Source organism: Bradyrhizobium sp. Pa8, assembly GCF_052588265.1.
The window spans coordinates 5,429,161-5,442,196 of record NZ_CP176767.1; the positions used below are offsets into that span (position 1 = coordinate 5,429,161).

21 protein-coding genes are annotated in these 13,036 nt (G+C 59.5%); 18 read left to right on the forward strand and 3 right to left on the reverse strand.

Translation table 11 applies throughout. The features are described from left to right. The first annotated feature begins 124 nt into the window (after positions 1-124). The 18 genes from ACKWRH_RS25295 (at position 125) to ACKWRH_RS25380 (ending at position 12,101) form a co-directional block, all read left to right on the forward strand. Complete coding sequence (locus ACKWRH_RS25295; RefSeq protein ID WP_445215731.1) at positions 125-748, forward strand: TetR/AcrR family transcriptional regulator; 624 nt, start codon at positions 125-127, stop codon at positions 746-748. A 222-nt stretch (positions 749-970) separates the two neighbouring features. Beyond that, on the forward strand, positions 971-1,474 hold the full coding sequence (locus ACKWRH_RS25300) for a septal ring lytic transglycosylase RlpA family protein (protein ID WP_445215732.1): 504 nt from the start codon (positions 971-973) through the stop codon (positions 1,472-1,474). Between the two features lie 66 nt (positions 1,475-1,540). Beyond that, positions 1,541-1,669, forward strand: a complete 129-nt coding sequence (locus ACKWRH_RS25305; RefSeq protein WP_445215733.1) for a hypothetical protein — start codon at positions 1,541-1,543, stop codon at positions 1,667-1,669. Between the two features lie 94 nt (positions 1,670-1,763). Further along, the gene (locus ACKWRH_RS25310) at positions 1,764-2,039 is read left to right on the forward strand and encodes a hypothetical protein (RefSeq protein ID WP_445215734.1); all 276 of its coding nucleotides are present in this window, start codon (positions 1,764-1,766) and stop codon (positions 2,037-2,039) included. Positions 2,040-3,018: 979 nt separating this feature from the next. Then, positions 3,019-3,384, forward strand: a complete 366-nt coding sequence (locus ACKWRH_RS25315) for a hypothetical protein (protein WP_445215735.1) — start codon at positions 3,019-3,021, stop codon at positions 3,382-3,384. A 104-nt stretch (positions 3,385-3,488) separates the two neighbouring features. After that, on the forward strand, positions 3,489-3,830 hold the full coding sequence (locus tag ACKWRH_RS25320) for a hypothetical protein (RefSeq protein WP_445215736.1): 342 nt from the start codon (positions 3,489-3,491) through the stop codon (positions 3,828-3,830). Positions 3,831-4,414: 584 nt separating this feature from the next. Beyond that, the gene (locus ACKWRH_RS25325; protein WP_445215737.1) at positions 4,415-5,836 is read left to right on the forward strand and encodes a tyrosine-type recombinase/integrase; all 1,422 of its coding nucleotides are present in this window, start codon (positions 4,415-4,417) and stop codon (positions 5,834-5,836) included. Then, positions 5,833-6,333: a hypothetical protein gene (locus tag ACKWRH_RS25330; RefSeq protein ID WP_445215738.1), complete on the forward strand. Its 501-nt coding sequence runs from the start codon at positions 5,833-5,835 to the stop codon at positions 6,331-6,333. Before ACKWRH_RS25325 ends, ACKWRH_RS25330 begins: the two co-directional genes overlap by 4 nt. Positions 6,334-6,419: 86 nt before the next feature. After that, entirely contained in the window at positions 6,420-6,632 is a 213-nt protein-coding gene (locus ACKWRH_RS25335) for a hypothetical protein (RefSeq protein WP_445215739.1), read from the forward strand. 128 nt (positions 6,633-6,760) lie between these two features. After that, positions 6,761-6,955: a hypothetical protein gene (locus ACKWRH_RS25340; RefSeq protein ID WP_445215740.1), complete on the forward strand. Its 195-nt coding sequence runs from the start codon at positions 6,761-6,763 to the stop codon at positions 6,953-6,955. Positions 6,956-6,985: 30 nt separating this feature from the next. Further along, complete coding sequence (locus ACKWRH_RS25345; protein WP_445215741.1) at positions 6,986-7,264, forward strand: hypothetical protein; 279 nt, start codon at positions 6,986-6,988, stop codon at positions 7,262-7,264. 29 nt (positions 7,265-7,293) lie between these two features. Beyond that, on the forward strand, positions 7,294-7,638 hold the full coding sequence (locus ACKWRH_RS25350; protein ID WP_445215742.1) for a hypothetical protein: 345 nt from the start codon (positions 7,294-7,296) through the stop codon (positions 7,636-7,638). 79 nt (positions 7,639-7,717) lie between these two features. Then, positions 7,718-8,404 (forward strand): hypothetical protein, encoded by a 687-nt coding sequence (locus ACKWRH_RS25355; protein ID WP_445215743.1) that lies wholly within the window; start codon positions 7,718-7,720, stop codon positions 8,402-8,404. 172 nt (positions 8,405-8,576) lie between these two features. Next, positions 8,577-9,248, forward strand: coding sequence for a hypothetical protein (locus tag ACKWRH_RS25360; protein WP_445215744.1), 672 nt, complete (start codon positions 8,577-8,579; stop codon positions 9,246-9,248). Then, complete coding sequence (locus tag ACKWRH_RS25365) at positions 9,209-10,069, forward strand: phage tail tape measure C-terminal domain-containing protein (protein ID WP_445215745.1); 861 nt, start codon at positions 9,209-9,211, stop codon at positions 10,067-10,069. The genes ACKWRH_RS25360 and ACKWRH_RS25365 overlap by 40 nt, the downstream gene beginning before the upstream one ends. Then, positions 10,066-10,290: a hypothetical protein gene (locus tag ACKWRH_RS25370; RefSeq protein ID WP_445215746.1), complete on the forward strand. Its 225-nt coding sequence runs from the start codon at positions 10,066-10,068 to the stop codon at positions 10,288-10,290. Before ACKWRH_RS25365 ends, ACKWRH_RS25370 begins: the two co-directional genes overlap by 4 nt. A 29-nt stretch (positions 10,291-10,319) precedes the next feature. Next, positions 10,320-11,780: a hypothetical protein gene (locus ACKWRH_RS25375; protein WP_445215747.1), complete on the forward strand. Its 1,461-nt coding sequence runs from the start codon at positions 10,320-10,322 to the stop codon at positions 11,778-11,780. Positions 11,781-11,849: 69 nt separating this feature from the next. Continuing rightward, complete coding sequence (locus ACKWRH_RS25380; RefSeq protein WP_445215748.1) at positions 11,850-12,101, forward strand: hypothetical protein; 252 nt, start codon at positions 11,850-11,852, stop codon at positions 12,099-12,101. A gap of 112 nt (positions 12,102-12,213) precedes the next feature. Here the strand turns inward: ACKWRH_RS25380 and ACKWRH_RS25385 are convergent, their stop codons facing one another. The 3 genes from ACKWRH_RS25385 to ACKWRH_RS25395 are packed head-to-tail and all read right to left on the reverse strand — an operon-like array spanning position 12,214 to position 13,034. Continuing rightward, on the reverse strand, positions 12,214-12,489 hold the full coding sequence (locus ACKWRH_RS25385; protein ID WP_445215749.1) for a hypothetical protein: 276 nt from the start codon (positions 12,487-12,489) through the stop codon (positions 12,214-12,216). 24 nt (positions 12,490-12,513) lie between these two features. Further along, complete coding sequence (locus ACKWRH_RS25390) at positions 12,514-12,783, reverse strand: hypothetical protein (RefSeq protein ID WP_445215750.1); 270 nt, start codon at positions 12,781-12,783, stop codon at positions 12,514-12,516. Beyond that, positions 12,783-13,034 (reverse strand): hypothetical protein, encoded by a 252-nt coding sequence (locus tag ACKWRH_RS25395; protein ID WP_445215751.1) that lies wholly within the window; start codon positions 13,032-13,034, stop codon positions 12,783-12,785. The genes ACKWRH_RS25390 and ACKWRH_RS25395 overlap by 1 nt, the downstream gene beginning before the upstream one ends. Positions 13,035-13,036 lie beyond the last annotated feature (2 nt).

Here is a 13,036-nt window from a genome sequence, read left to right on the forward strand (position 1 = left end):
GGTCCGTTCTCCGCCTGGCTCAGCATCCATATGGCGACAAAGAGGCTTGGCGACAGGGCGCCATAGGCTGATATAATGCGAGCATTCACTCGCTTTTCCTACTCGCATTCAGGATCGCAAGACCATGGCGCGCAAGCCACCGACAAAACCCCGGAAAAACGCCTCGCAAGCGAGATCCCGCGCCACCGTCGACGCGCTGGTCGAGGCGACTGCTCGCATTCTGGTCCGCGAAGGTTTTGAGAAGACCACCACCAACCGGATCGCCGAAATCGCCGGCGTCAGCGTCGGCTCGCTCTACCAGTATTTTCCAAGCAAGGAGGCGCTGGTCGTCGCCGTGATCGACCGTCACAACGACGAGATCATGCAGATCGTCCGCGCCGCGTTCGTCGAGGTCGCGGACATGCCGATCGAAAAGGCCGTGCGCCGCCTCGTCACCGTCGCGATCGAGGCCCATCACATCGACCCGGACCTGCACCGCGTCCTCGCCGAGCAGATTCCACGCTCCGGCCGGCTCGCCGAGGTCGAAGCCTTCAATCACGAGGTCCACGGCCTCGTCCGCGCCTATCTCGAAAACCACCGCAAGGAGATGCGCAAGATCGATCCAGGACTGGCCGCCTTCATGTGCGTCAGCGCGATCGAGGCGGTCGCGCACAACACGGTGCTGAACCCGGCCGAGATGCTGACGGAGAGGATGGTGAAGACGCTGGTGGATGAGACGACACGGATGGTGGTGAGGTATTTGAGGTAGCTCGGTGCCGATCCACGATGGACGTCCCTAGGCCCGACCATTCGCCTTCAACAGCGTGCTGCACCGCAGCAAGACAACTGACTTGCTGCGATGCCCCTACGCTCATGCTCCGCAGCGTCGGTATGCAATCACCATTTTGCGAGACGCGAGCGCGCGTTCAGGAACACGGCCTCATGAGCTTGCATTGTCGGCTTGATCTTCAATTTGTTGATGAGGCCGACAATGCATCTTCTCGTCACAATGGTAGCGATTGCGACAGTCCCTGCCTGGATCGGATTGACCGCGAACTCCGCTGTCGCCCAGGATTTCAACGACCGATGGTCCATCATTCCAAAGGCTCACGCAGAGCAGCCTCCTGCGGCACTCCAGACAAAGAAGGATGAACCGGAAGCGCGACCTCCGAACGGACAAGAGCCATCGGAAGATCGCTCAGGCGCGCGATCTTTCAACCGAGTCTTTTCCGGAAAAGCCTCCTACTATTCGTATTCCAAAGGCAAGACAGCGAGCGGTTCGTCATTCAATCGGAATCTCCTAACGGCAGCACATCGCAGCCTGCCGTTCGGCACCAAGGTCCGCGTGACCCATGGCGGAAGCAGCGTCATCGTCACCATCAATGACCGAGGCCCATTCATTCGTGGCCGCGTCCTAGATCTCTCGCTCGCTGCCGCGCACAGCTTGGGGATTACGGATCGTGGCGTAGCTCAGGTTCGTGCCGAGGTGTTGTAGCGGATGCCTTAAAGTACCCCGACGCTATTGCGGCTATCACGTCACCTCTCGGGACTCACCGCCTTCATGTGCGTCAGCGCGATCGAAGCGGTCGCGCACAACACGGTGTTGAACCAGGCCGAGATGCTCTCGGAGAAGATGGTGCGGACGCTGGTGGACGAGACGACGCGGATGGTGGTGGGATATTTGAGGTAGTTTGCGAAAACGGCGCCTCATGCCCGCTCTACGCGGGAGAGCGGGCATCCTGCTAAGCAGTTGATTTATCTGCGGGCTGCATTGAGCCGAGCCCATGGCCATGAGTTTTCCATTTTTGATGGCGATCAATTCAGCTTTCCTATTGAGGACAAAACATATGCCCAAGAAAAATTGCCTGATAGTCCATGCCGCCGGAAGACAGCTCGACCTACTGCGCGGAGAGGCTTCCCGCATTGCGAAGGCGAACAAGGTCGACTGGTGGATCGATCGTGCCGACGTCGGCACACTTTTTTGCTTTGAAGACGCAAATGCTACAGATGCCTTCGCTCGCACCTGCGACAACTTCGGAGTCCGATGCAAAGACGGCTAGCTCAAAAACCCCGCCGACTTTGTGAGCCGGCGGGAGTTGAGTGAATACCTACGAAAACCGGCCCATCGCCAAACGCGCGTCGGACGGTGGGGCCGTTCCGGGTGGATGGCGAGACCTTGAGGAGGTCCAGATTCGCCACAGACCGATTTTTCAATCTCTCCCTTGGAGAGTCGTTCCTCAGACGCCGCGATGCCAATATTTTTGTGATCTGGCGCAAAAGGAAGGCCCCAGCCAATGGGGAAGACTGGGGCCTTCACAGGCCTTGCGATGGATCACACGCAAGACCGATCGCTGGATAGCTGCAGGAGCGCTCGTTCCTCCTGCGGAACCAATCTCGACCCAAGTTGGCTGCAACGCCAGATGAGTCGCGCCAGCCAGCATTCCAGCAGCCAAATAGGGGCTAGAGTGTGTCCGAAGTTGAAGTAGACGCGGGCGAAACCAACGTGCTTGAAGTCGCTATCCAACTCGAGTGTTTCGCAAATTATCGATTCTTCGTAGGCCGAACCCGCGGCGAACGACTAGGGCGCGTGGGTGAAGATATCCACTCGTCGATTTCGTCTGGCTCTACTCGCCACGAAGGTGAGACGCAATCGGCTGTCCGGGCTGTGACACGGTATCGGCGCTTACGCAGCTTGGCTGCCAAATTCTTCGCGCCATCTTCGTCTCGACATTCAATAGAAAAATTACCGTAACAAACAACCCAGCGCTTTCGACTTACTTTTCGTTTGGATCGCGCTGAACGCTCCATCTAAGGGACCCCGTGAGTCCCCAAGCCCGTCCCAATATCAATACTCCATTCTTACCAAACCGTTTAAACTGGACCGCGACCTCGCCAAGGGCAGCGGGCTACCACCACCCTAGCAACCCCGATCTAGCGTCCACAGGTGGTCGTCCAGTTGGATCATGCCTGCGAAGCCATTGACGTCGTCAAGCGCACCTACCGAGCATGCGACGCACGCGATGGCTCCGAGAGCGGATCGTGTCTATTGTTCCCAAAGACAATTCACGCCAGCGCCAGACGTCGTTGAACTTCTGGAACCAATGGCCCAACACACCGATCGAGACTATCGCTGGCTCGCCGCCGAGCTGGTGGAGCGGCCCCGACCAGCTCAAAGACGTCGAAGCCTTCAACCGCGAGGTCCACACCCTCGTCCGCGCCTATCTCGAAAGCCACCGCAAGGAGATGCGCAAGATCGACCTCGATATAGCGACGTTCGTCTGTGTTAGCGCAATAGAAGCCGTGGCGCACAACACGGTGTTGAACCATGCCGAGATGCTGTCGGAAAAGACGGTGCGGACGCTGGTGGACGAGACGACGCGGATGGTGGTGGGGTATCTACGGTAAGGCGCAATTGCGGACGGAATAGAATCCTCGAAATCGTTGCAGTTTCAGCACACCTGATTCGATTCCTGCCTCTGCGCGCGTGAGTCCAATTGCGTTGATCGCCAATGGCCGCAATGATCAACGGATGCAGCGCAATTCGGAAACGATCAGTGAAGTTGCGAGGTATCTTGCGCTCGCTGAAGACTGCCGCGCGCATGCGCTGGAGGCGCGATGGGCGCCTGATGAGGCAGCTTGGCTGGCCCTTGCGGATGAGTGGCAAACGCTCGCGCGACAGCTTCCCAATCGCGCTAGTCCTCGCGCCGCATCCGACTGACAGCCACGATCAAGTCGGGCCGTTCAAGAACTTCAACCAATTGATCAAGAATAACGCGCTCGTTGTTGCGCGGCTGAGGCTTCAAATACTCTTCAAGAATCCGCTGCGCGTCGCTGACGGCTTGAAGAGCTAGCTGGTCATCTCGCATGTAACTCACCATGACGTGTGACGCACTAGAGACTAGCGTGGCTGGATTTTGTTCCAACTATATTAAAAATCTTTGCGTGCGCGGATCGGGAAAATGGCGCCTAGTCTTCAGATCGCGCACTTTTACGCGTGAATAGCGGCGCCAACGCTCGCATGCCGCCAACGACGAGTTGAAGATTTCAAGCGGAACGTCTCGTGGAGCGATCAACAACCTACGCCGCGCGTGAAAGTGCTTACCACTAACTTGTCGCTGTCGATCGTTATCACGCTGGAGCCTAACCGGCAGGATTGCTGACTTGATGGATAGAAACAGGAGCGAACCCGCGAGAGAAATCCGGACGGCCTGAAATCCGGCTAAAAATGGTCGGAGCGAGAGGATTTGAACCTCCGACCCCTAGTCTCCCAGACGAAGGCGATAGGGTAACGAAGCGTAACGAGACTGAACGTCCATCACCCGCAATACAGCTGATATTCATTGATTGTTTGCGATTTATTGGGCATGTTACGAACACGGGGTAACAGCCACTAACAGCACTAAGGCGTTACCCCACAGCACCTTGGGGTAACGGCATGCCAAAGACTAGGGCGCTATCCAATCTCGCGATCGAGGGGCTTAAGCCGCGCGCCGTCCGCTACGAAAAGTCCGACGGCGGCGCCGTCGGCCTGTTCCTAGTGGTGCACCCCTCGGGCGTGAAGTCTTGGGTTTTTCGGTTCCGCTCCCCCGTCGAACGCGACGAAGTTGGTCAGCGCGCGCCCAAGAAGCTGACACTGGGATCTCTGGCGCTCTCGGCGTCCCAGTCCGAGCCGCAAATCGGCCATCCCCTGACACCCGGGCAAGCCCGCATGCTCGCCACGGCCGCCGCGGAGGACGTCCGGCGCGGCATCGACCCCACCCATGTCCGGCGCCAGGACAAGGCCGAGGCCAAGCGTGAGGCGGTCCGCGACAATACGATTGACGCCGCCATGGTCGAGTTCCTTAAACGGTACAAAGGCCGCAAGCGCCAAGGGTTGCGCGAATCGACCCGCCTGCTCACCGCCCATTATTTCGGTCTCAAGCCGGATCCCGAGAATCAGGGCGAATGGGAGAAGTCCGGCAACGGCGTACTCGCAAAGTGGTCAGGCCGGCCGCTAGCATCCATCACCAAACACGACGCGATCGTGCTGCTCGATGGCCTGGTCGATTCCGGCCGCGGTGTGACGGCCAATCGCACCCTGACCACCCTCAAGACGTTTTTCGACTGGTGCGTCGACCGCGACTTGCGGGAATCCTCCCCCGTTTCCTCACTCGACGCCTTCGCCCACGAAACGGAGCGCGAGCGCAAGTTGACGGCTACCGAGCTGGTCGTCGCCTGGAAAGTCGCCGACCGCGAGGGCTATCCCTTTGGCCGTCTGGTGCAATGCTTGATCCTGCTTGGGCAACGACGCGACGAACTGCGCGAGCTGCCGCGGACGGAACTGGACCTGAAAGGCACTTCCGTGGTTCTCGACGATGGCAGCCGTTGGAGCGAGCCGTTATGGACCATTCCGAAGGAGCGCACGAAAAACGGGCGCGAGCACCTTGTGCCGTTGAGCCCCCAAGCGGTCGAGCTGTTGAAGTCTTTCCCCGCCATCAAAGGCAGAGGCTTACTTTTCACCACGACCGGTGAAACGCCCATTAGCGGCCTCTCGAAGGCAAAGAAGCGCTTCGATGAAGCCATGCTTGTTGAGCTTCGTAAGGCCGATCCCGATTACCAAATGGAGCCTTGGACGCTGCACGATCTACGCCGGACCTTCTATTCCGGTCTACAGGCCCTTGGGTTCTCAATCGAGATCGCCGAGGCGTGCGTCAATCACTCGTCGGGCGCAATCCGCGGTGTGGCCCGGGTGTACGCGCGGCACAAATATTTGCGCGAAAAGACCCAAGCCTTCGCGGCATGGGGACGATATGTCGAGGATCTGGTGAACAACCGCCCGGCCAGCAACGTCTATGCATTCCAGAGGGAGCCGGCATGAAGAAGGCAAACGGTTACAAAACCGCTCCGTTCGCCGCCGGCAAACGCATGGGAGCAGTTGAAAGGGCGCTTCGGCTGGCTGGTTACGACGCGGCTATCCCTCTTCCCTCTGACGATTTTTTCGGCGCCGTGGTCAAGGCGACCAAAGCATTCGGCGGTGCGAAGCTGCGTGCAGCCTGTGGTGAAGACGGGCCGACAGTTGACTTGATTCTTTGGTTGCTATCCGATCGGCCGCTTAATCAAGGTGATCGCCGCTCCCTGGCAACGCTCCTCGCCGGCGAGTTGAACTCCGCAGGTCGCCCACGGGCCAAAGCTTCGAGCCTGCGCAATTATGTCGAGCTGCTCACTGAGGCGAAGCAAAAGCGTCGTGAGTTTTCCGGTAAGGATGCCGGAGAGCGCGCAGCAAAGTGGGCGGCCCGAGACCCGCGCGCCCTGAATAAGTCGGCGTCTACCATCGCGCGAGATATGGAGCGCAAGCGCTCTTATTGGGACTTGTGACCCACCGGCAAAAATTCTGCGTACTTTTCACCGCTAGATAGGCGGGACTGCCTCGTGAGACCTTGTGCGTAACACATGAGGTCACGATGTCCGCTGACGATCCCAACGCTCTGATTCCCACATCTCAGGTCCGCGCCCGCTACGGCGGCGTGAGTCACATGTGGGTTGAGCGCCGTCTGAAAGACGATCCCGACTTCCCTCGCCCGCTCTACATCGCGAAGCGTCGTTTCTGGCGCCTCGTCGAGCTTAGCGCTTGGGAGCGCTCGGTCGCCGCGCGTCGCCAGCCCATCGCCGCGTGATGTTGACAATAAACATGAGTGCAAACTTTCAACATGACCGCCGGTCGCCACCGGGGGTCATGTAGCGCGGGGCTGGTGTCCATTCCTCCGCCGGTCCCGCGCCACCCCTCAACATCCAAGGAGATCACATGTCCAAAGTTACCGTTCCCGCCGTCCCGCTTTCCGAGTCCGATGGTTCGTTCGGCCACCACGTCGAGACACCGCGCATTCGCGCGAGTTCTGACGGATCGTTCGGACACCACGTCGACGGGCCGGACATTGCGATGCAGAGCACGGTCAACGGTGTGACGACCGTTTTGCCGCCCGACAATCGGAAGCGCTGACGCGCTCCCCTCAAGCACAAGGCATCGAACATGGTCGACTTCACCACCGAACTCGCAAACGCTGTAAAGGGCGCCAACCGAGCGATCGTTGCACAGCAGCTTCGTTTCGCGGGGTCCGTCCCCGGCAACGTGCGCGCGTTTAATGTCGAGCTTGTTAAAATCGGCTGGCGATACATCGACAAGCTCGACGGCCTGGCATCGCAGGGCGCCAACGTTACCGCGACGAAAGCGACAATCTCCAACCTTGTCGCAACCGCATCGACGTTGGCCGTGAACAACGGCACCGTCAAAGTGCCAGCGGCGGCTTAATTCGAACATCAATCTGCGAGGGGCATCCTATGGCATCACAATATTTCACCGATCCCGTCAGTGGCGCGCGCTACATCGAAGAATGGCGCATCATTCCGGGCAGTCTCGAAGCCGAACGTGATCGTCTCAAGGACGGATTCAACCGCGAGATCCTGGCGGCTCAACTTCTTCGCGCGGGATTTGGCACCGGCGCCGTCAACGCGTTCAAAGCCGATGTGGACGGTTTGTCTTCGCGCTATTCGAAGAAGTTCGACGGCCTGGCATCGCAAGGGGTCGACGTGAGCGCTGCAAGAACGGCGATCGCGACCCTGGCGACCGCGGCAAAGGCGGCGGCCACGAGTGCCAACGCGGTCGACGTGCCGTCGGCAATCTGATTCCAACTCTAAGTATTCGAAGGTTCCCATGTCCAAGTTTTTCGCCGACGTCATCAACCAACTCGACAACAGCCGACCGATGCAGAAGCAGGTCGGCGACATCATGCGCTTGCAACTCGGCATCAAAGCCGGCGCTAAGGAAAAGGCGGCCGGCGCCGAGAAGTTGCCGCGCTGGGAGCACCTTAACGACATGGGGCGCAAGGCGGCGAAGCGCGACGAGATCGCCGATTTCGTCAAGTCCAATGCGCAAGCGCGGCTCTCGCTGCGGAAGCTCCGGGCGGACATCAAATCATCGCTGCCGAAGATGCCGGGCCGGGAGAAGGACGATATTGCAGGCGCCCTACAGGACCAGGAATATCGCGCGTACGTTCGCGGCCTTCCGCAAGAGCAGCGCGATCGCGCGCAGCGTCTTCATCCCGACATCGCGGCAGCGGTGGCCAGGGCGCCCGCCGAATTGAGCGGTGTCCCCGAGAGCGTTCACACCGAACTCGTTAACGACATGCTCCGCAAGACGCACGGCGCCGAGCTGGCCAAGGTTGCCGCTGACGTCGCGGCAATGGAAATGGCCGACGAACTGATTCGGGCGGCCGATCAGGAGATCCGCGCCGCGGCGGAAGTTCAGCACGGGACGGACTTCCGCGTTTGGGCCAAGCCTCTCGTCGACGAGCTGCTGACCGAAGCTGGCACCGATTTCGACGAGCTTTACCGACGCCAGGAGCCGGAGGCGCGGAACGTGCTCGGTTCACTTGCGTTCGCGGCGGAGTAGTGCCGTGACCGAACGCAAAGGGCGCCCGCAACAAGAACGTAACCCGCCATACGCAGACATGCAGACGCTCGATCCAGATTTCGATGACAGGGTCGATGCGGACGCAGAGTTCGCGACCTGGCGGTGGCCAGAGCGCAAATCGCCCATCGTATCGGCCGGTGGATAGATGGAAATGAGCGCTCTCAACATCATTTGCCAACCGCGTTACGGAGCCATCACGATGGCGACCGATGCAGCGTCGTATGACGAAAACGGCGTGGTCGTAGCGTTCTCGCCGAAGATATTTCCGGTGCCGGCATGGCCGGGTGCGATCTCGGGCCGCGGAGCCACCTGGGCAGTCGATTTTGCCAAGGTTCAATTGAGCGAATGCCCGACGTTCGACGATGCAGTCGCTCGTTCGGGAGAGATTCTTCGCAGCATCAGCGGTGCTTTCGAAATTGTCCTTACCGGGTTCTCAAAAACCCGTCGATCACCGGAGGCATGGTTTGTCCGAACGGCGGGCGGACCGGCTGGCCCCGACTATCCCGATCCTTACGAGCCGCTTCTGATGCCGCCGGTCGCCGTTGGACCGCGGCTCTCGGAGAACGTCGACATCGACATCAACGCTGACCCAAAAACGGTCGCGAAGGCGCTACGTAAAGTCCTCGAAATTCAGCGGCACTGCCGCCACGGAGACAGCACATGGTACTCAATCGGAGGGTATGGGCAGATTGCCAGGATCACCCCGGAAGCAATCGAAATGCGGCTACTGCAGCGTTGGCCGGAGGATCGCGTCGGCGAACTCATTCTGCCGGCGCCAATCGAGTGGTCTATCTGGAATCGTATCAACGGATTCGCAGCGTAGACCACCGGAGAAGAACGCAAGCCCAACTCGGCGTTTTCGACCTGGCCAAGGCGCAACAGGCCTCACGGGACAATCTCAAAGCACTTGCAGCACAGGGCCTGCTCGACCCGAACAATCCAAAACAGTGGGCGGCGGCGAACGTCGCGGCAGCGAAGTCGCTCGAACAGCTTTCGGACCAGGCCGCCGTCGCGGGTTCGAACTTCGAGCAGTTGAAGCGTTATCAGCTCGACGCGACGAACACCCGCACGCTGTTTGATGGCTTCTCAACGCGTTCGCTCGACACCTTCGCCGACGGTCTGACCAGTATCGTGACCGGGACCAAGAGCGTCAAAGACGCATTCAGCGACATGGCAAAGTCGATTCTCGCGGACCTGGCAAAGATCGCGATCAAGCAAGCTATAGTTGGGCCGATCGCAGGCGCATTGCAGGGCATCGGCGGCGGTCTGCTCGGGGGTGGCGGCGGAGTCATGTCGTCGGGCCTTGGCGCCGGTACGGGCGGCCTGTCGTTCCCGATGTTCGCCAGCGGCACGAACTCGGCGCCCGGCGGCCTGGCCATGATCAACGAGGGCGGTCGGGGCGAAATCGTTGACTTGCCGCGCGGCGCGCGCGTCATTCCGCATGACGTTTCCATGGCCATGGCACGTGCCCGCGGCGGCACGACCATTTCGATGGGCGACACGCAAATCGTCGTCAACGGCAATGCCGACGACTACGCCCTGAACCAAATTCGCGCCGAACTGGCAACCCACCGCAAGGCGATCGCGGCGGGCGCCAAAAGCAGCGTGAGCAGCCAGCGTTTTGCTCAGACGGGTGTCGGATGACGGAGGAACAGGCTTTGGAAATTGCGGAACGCGTCGACATGCTTTTCTGCAATCTCGCTTCCGACATTGATCCAAACGCGGTCGCCGCGGAGTTCATTGCGCGCGGCTTGTCTGGAATTTTTGGCATCGAAATGACGACCAGTCGCGAGCAAGTTGGCGTGCTGCTGAAAGGCATCGCCGATGCCATTGGCGAGCAACTGACCAACATGGGTGTTGGCTAATTCAAGTTCAGTAGGGGAGTATCGAGATTATGGGTTTGAGTGCAACGGGCAAGATTTCCGACGATCCCGACAAGCCGTTTTTAGACGGCACTGAAAAACTGGCCGCCGTGGGTGGTGGCATCAATTACGGCATCCTGCTGTCTACGATTCGATCGTGGGTATTGAGCAGCATCTCCGGTCTCACAACCGCGATGTTCGCGGCGAATGTCATTGACACCGATACAACGCTTGCGGCCAACAGCGATACGCGGCTCGCATCGCAGAAGGCCGTCAAGGCTTATGCCGACGCGAGGATCGCGGCGCAGGACGCGATGGTGTTCAAAGGGGCGACCGATTGCTCCGGCAACCCGAACTATCCCGCAGCCGATCGCGGACACACTTACCGCGTTTCAGTCGCCGGCAAGATCGGCGGCGCCTCCGGCGTGGTCGTCGAAATCGGCGATATGTTCATTTGCAACACTGACGCCACGGCCGGCGGCAACCAGGCGGCGGTAGGCGCAAAGTGGAACGTCATTCAGACCAATATTGACGGAGCTGTGACCGGCCCGGCGAGCGCGACATCCGGAAATCTCGCGACCTACAACGGCACGAGCGGCAAGATCATTCAAGACGGCGGCGCGGCGATCTCGACCGATGGAACATTTGCGTCGAACGCCGACACCAAAGTGCCGACTGAGAAAGCGGTAAAGACGTATTTTGCAGCCAACGCAGGAGCCGGTCGAGCTGTGCTGACCGCTGATCGGACCTACTATGTTCGGTCTGACGGGAATGATAGCAACAACGGCCTGGCCGACACGTCTGGTGGTGCATTTCTGACAATCCAGAAGGCGATGGATGTTGCGGCGGCGATAGACTGTGGTCATTGGCAATTAACAGTGTCGGCTCAAGCTGGCACATGGACCGCGCCTGTCGTTCTTCCGCGGATGTTGAGCGCCAAGGCGCCGATTCTCACCGGAGTTGGATCGACGACCATCTTGAGCGTCGCCGCCAATACCGGGATTTTGGCGAACGGTTGCACGCCGTGGATTCTCCAGAACATGAAGCTGACCGGCAGCGGCGCCGGCGCTTATTGTGTCAGGCTGACGAACGGTGCAGCGATCACACTTGGCTCCGGCATCGAATTCGGAGCAACGACCGGTTATCACATCTATGTCCATGGCGGCTGCGGTCTCACGATCACGAGCAATTACACGATCAGCGGCGGCGCCGACTTTCACCTCGTAAGCAATGGTTGGGTGTATTCGTCAGGGATCACCGTGACGCTGACCGGCACGCCGACCTTTAGCAGCGGCTATTGCGTCTTCAACCTCTCCGGTGCGAGTTATTTTGCCTCTGGCATGACATTCAGCGGCAGTGCAACGGGACAGCGGTTCATCGTCAGCAACGGCGCCTCGATCTACACGGGCGGTGGCGGGGCCAACTACTTCCCCGGTAACGTTGCGGGATCTGGCACCAACCCCGGCGCATCCCCCTACGGCATGTATTCATGAACGATTTTGGAGGCCTGATATGGTGACTTCGGCCCCGATCATTCCGCTGACCGTCACCGATCAGGGAGCGTGATTGATCACGGCAAGGACGCCATCGACGAAGGCCTGACACTCAGCATGAGTCTTGAACGTGCCTCTATATTTTCCGAACAGGAAGATGATTCGACCGTGGCCCTTTCCGAACAAGTATTGGCCCACCTGCCTCCCGGCTTCGTCTTTAAGCTCAATGCTCTCGATGCTTTGGACCGCTTTGAGGTCGGTCACGGGAAGCTTGATCTGCACAAGGTAACTCCGCGGGATTGGACCGGCCGCCTAGGTTAGCGCGCCAATGCGCGGAAGGCCACGCGATCAGGAGGAGTGAAGCATCCGGTCAAATCGGTTCGGTGTGTTTCTATCGGCCAAGTCTGAGAACGCCGCGTCGAACCGGCACTAGTCAAAACCCCGGGACGGGTCCCGACACTTTGATCGTGGCGTCTTCCCCCGTTACTTCGCTCAAGATGATATCGATCACCTGGCCATCGCGGAGGCGAAGCTGCGATTTCCCGGCGGTGAACACTTCGAACAAGACGTCCATGTCGCCTTGAAGCGAACCAGACGCGCTTTTCGACGATGCAGATTGAAAGACGCTGATGTCGTAAGACACTTCGCCCTTAGCGGTACCGTTGACCATGAGAATCCCTTTGCCGTTTAGGTGACCGAGTACGTGCATAGGTGTTTCCTTGTGATTTGAGAGTCAAACCTGGTCGCCGTGCCTACGAGCAAATTCCGCTCGCTCGTAGGCGCCTTCGACGAACTCCCGCAAGCCACCCTTGAAACTACGGCTCAGCCGCCGGACCTCGACCCCGAATCCCGCGGCCTCGGCATCCTCTTTCAATCGATCCGCGCGGACACCAGCGAGATAACGATGATCGCTAGGATCCGTGTGGTCACCTAGGCTACCGAGATTCTTCGACGTCCACTCTCGCAGAAACTTCTCAAAGTTCGGGTTCAGATCGTCGCTCATCAAGTTTTCCTATTGAATATCGGTGCCCGGTCCAGTGGGTTCGGGGCGTTTTCCACTTCGGGAAGGTCGGTAAACGCCGCCTCGACCCGTAGACGGTCCCAAATCACCCGGCCGTCGATTTTCTTCGGCTTCGGCATGCGTCCGTCGGCGACCATCTCGTCGAATTTTGTCGTCCCCACGCCGACGTAGCGGGCCGCCTCGTCGCGAGACATGCCGCGCGGTGCGTAGGAGAACGAGTCGTGCTTGGTCATCC

What these genes read in the sequence shown, in the direction of transcription:
- ACKWRH_RS25310 (WP_445215734.1), top strand. Translation starts at nt 1,764, where the DNA reads ATGGCCATGAGTTTTCCATTTTTGATGGCGATCAATTCAGCTTTCCTA.
- ACKWRH_RS25330 (WP_445215738.1), top strand. Translation starts at nt 5,833, where the DNA reads ATGAAGAAGGCAAACGGTTACAAAACCGCTCCGTTCGCCGCCGGCAAA.
- ACKWRH_RS25320 (WP_445215736.1), top strand. Translation starts at nt 3,489, where the DNA reads ATGGCCGCAATGATCAACGGATGCAGCGCAATTCGGAAACGATCAGTG.
- ACKWRH_RS25345 (WP_445215741.1), top strand. Translation starts at nt 6,986, where the DNA reads ATGGTCGACTTCACCACCGAACTCGCAAACGCTGTAAAGGGCGCCAAC.
- ACKWRH_RS25305 (WP_445215733.1), top strand. Translation starts at nt 1,541, where the DNA reads ATGTGCGTCAGCGCGATCGAAGCGGTCGCGCACAACACGGTGTTGAAC.
- ACKWRH_RS25295 (WP_445215731.1), top strand. Translation starts at nt 125, where the DNA reads ATGGCGCGCAAGCCACCGACAAAACCCCGGAAAAACGCCTCGCAAGCG.
- ACKWRH_RS25395 (WP_445215751.1), bottom strand. Translation starts at nt 13,034, where the DNA reads ATGACCAAGCACGACTCGTTCTCCTACGCACCGCGCGGCATGTCTCGC.
- ACKWRH_RS25335 (WP_445215739.1), top strand. Translation starts at nt 6,420, where the DNA reads ATGTCCGCTGACGATCCCAACGCTCTGATTCCCACATCTCAGGTCCGC.
- ACKWRH_RS25390 (WP_445215750.1), bottom strand. Translation starts at nt 12,783, where the DNA reads ATGAGCGACGATCTGAACCCGAACTTTGAGAAGTTTCTGCGAGAGTGG.
- ACKWRH_RS25360 (WP_445215744.1), top strand. Translation starts at nt 8,577, where the DNA reads ATGAGCGCTCTCAACATCATTTGCCAACCGCGTTACGGAGCCATCACG.
- ACKWRH_RS25350 (WP_445215742.1), top strand. Translation starts at nt 7,294, where the DNA reads ATGGCATCACAATATTTCACCGATCCCGTCAGTGGCGCGCGCTACATC.
- ACKWRH_RS25370 (WP_445215746.1), top strand. Translation starts at nt 10,066, where the DNA reads ATGACGGAGGAACAGGCTTTGGAAATTGCGGAACGCGTCGACATGCTT.
- ACKWRH_RS25385 (WP_445215749.1), bottom strand. Translation starts at nt 12,489, where the DNA reads ATGCACGTACTCGGTCACCTAAACGGCAAAGGGATTCTCATGGTCAAC.
- ACKWRH_RS25375 (WP_445215747.1), top strand. Translation starts at nt 10,320, where the DNA reads ATGGGTTTGAGTGCAACGGGCAAGATTTCCGACGATCCCGACAAGCCG.
- ACKWRH_RS25355 (WP_445215743.1), top strand. Translation starts at nt 7,718, where the DNA reads ATGCAGAAGCAGGTCGGCGACATCATGCGCTTGCAACTCGGCATCAAA.
- ACKWRH_RS25300 (WP_445215732.1), top strand. Translation starts at nt 971, where the DNA reads ATGCATCTTCTCGTCACAATGGTAGCGATTGCGACAGTCCCTGCCTGG.
- ACKWRH_RS25340 (WP_445215740.1), top strand. Translation starts at nt 6,761, where the DNA reads ATGTCCAAAGTTACCGTTCCCGCCGTCCCGCTTTCCGAGTCCGATGGT.
- ACKWRH_RS25325 (WP_445215737.1), top strand. Translation starts at nt 4,415, where the DNA reads ATGCCAAAGACTAGGGCGCTATCCAATCTCGCGATCGAGGGGCTTAAG.